Genomic DNA, 1,790 nt, shown 5'->3' with positions numbered 1-1,790 from the left:
TTCGGTGCGGACCCTGCGATAATCGTAGACTTCCACGCTGCTGCGATTGCGTTCCCAGGTGGCCCTGACGAACGGTGCGAAGCTGGCGATGCGCAGGGATCGGAAGGTCGCGCCAAGGCTGGCGCGGTAGCTGCGGTCCGAACGCCTGGCTGGATAGAGCAGGATCCTGCGATCCGCCTTCAGTCCACCTGTTCCCAGCGTCGCCACGAGAGTGACCGATCCCAGTTCGTGATAGGCAAAGACCGAGGTTCGCCAGCCCCATGTCGCATAGCCCGGATCGCGCGTGGCCTGACGGTCGATGCCAACGGTCAGGCCCGCGCCCGACCGGTTCGACAGGGCGCGCTCGTAGCTCACCGAGGCCGAATAGCTCTCGCCATCGAGCAGGGCACTGCGGCGATTGTCGATGAAGGCCATGCTTGCCACGGCGCGCAGCTGCGCCTTGCGGCCCAGGGGATGCAGGTAGGTCAATCCGGCTGTTGCCGCGCGCGAATAGGGTTGCCCGCCATAGAACCGCAGAAGCCCCCCACCCTCCAGCGCAAGACGGTCCGCACCGAGCCGCAGTTCGGGTCCGACCGTTGCCGCCACGGCAATGTCGTTGAAATCGCTGGAGCGATAGAGATCGGCAGAACCGGAAATCTTCCCGAGCAGGTTGACCGTGGAGCTGAGCCGCAAGCGGGCATAGGCCTGACCGCGCAAGGCCAGCCCGAGGCCGGAACGCTGACGCGCATCCTCGTCGAGGACGAAATCCCCGATGACGGTGCCCAGCGTGGATGACCGGGTGGCGCGATTGATGTTGCTGTCCGGGGCAAGCGCGAGGTCGAGACTTGCGCCAACCGGCTTCTGCGCGCGGAGCGCCGCGGAATAGCGGTCCACGAACCGGGCGACTTCGGGAGGCAGGTCGCCGGCCTGCACTTCGCGCAGGGCCCGCCGCGCTCCGGCTTCGTCGCCCATCAGGTCCAGCACACGGGCCAGTTCGAGGCGTACCCGCTGGGCCCCGGGCTGCTCGTCGAGAATTTGCCGAAGCAACAAGGCCGCCTGCGTATAACGGCGCTGACGGACACAAAGCATGGCCAATCGAAAGCGGGCTTCGCTGCGCACATTGAGCGAGGGATCGGCGGTCAGCGCCCGCAATGCGGTCTCTGCCACGTCTGTCCTGCCTTGCTCGAGCGCCCGGTTCGCAAAGGCCAGCAATTCCGCGGCACTCAGCCGGGCGGACTGGTCGCTGCCGCCGCGATCTTGCGCGGTTTGCGCGCTTGCAGGCACAGGCAGCGCTGCCAGAGCCAGGGCCAGGGCCAGGGCCAGGGCCAGGGCCAGGGCCAGGGCCAGGGCAATACCGGCGATCGCAAGCTCACCCAAGGGCCTGCCGCAACGAAGCACTTTCCTCCTCCTGTCTCGGTCGCGTGGCGGCACAGGGCAGCGGCCACATCACTTTTCTCCGATCATGATGCCGAACATCGCGCCCTGTTTGCCTTCCAGGAGATACGGGGCCTGCCAGCGCGCCATCACTTCGGCCGCCTGGGGCCCGTTGAATGCCCCTTCGAACCATGACGGCTCGCCCGGCAGGCCCGGGACGTCGAAGCTGCCCGAGAACGTCGTGCTGCCTTTGGCAAAGCTGGTGTCCTTGAAGGCATAGGTTCCGAGATCGATGGACAGGTCCCAACCGTCCGAAAGAAGCGGGTACATCGAGCCGGTCAGCGTACCGCTGCCGAAATCGAAATCGAGCGCCGCCGTGCCGCCGACGTAGTTTCCGTCCGCCGTCCGGCCGATCACGTCCCCGCCATAACTGGCGG

General features: G+C 66.6%; 1 protein-coding gene and 1 pseudogene. Both read right to left on the bottom strand.

All coding sequences use genetic code 11. The features are described from left to right. The coding region (locus SPHV1_RS00655) for a surface lipoprotein assembly modifier (RefSeq protein ID WP_231634355.1) at nucleotides 1-1,377 on the bottom strand (1,377 nt) is incomplete at its 3' end. A gap of 48 nt (nucleotides 1,378-1,425) precedes the next feature. Then, nucleotides 1,426-1,790 (bottom strand): annotated as a pseudogene (locus SPHV1_RS25280) (hypothetical protein); the annotation flags it as partial.

Origin of the sequence: Novosphingobium sp. KN65.2, assembly GCF_001368935.1 — a bacterium.
Classification (GTDB): domain Bacteria; phylum Pseudomonadota; class Alphaproteobacteria; order Sphingomonadales; family Sphingomonadaceae; genus Novosphingobium; species Novosphingobium mathurense.
This window is presented reverse-complemented; position numbering and strand designations above follow the sequence as displayed.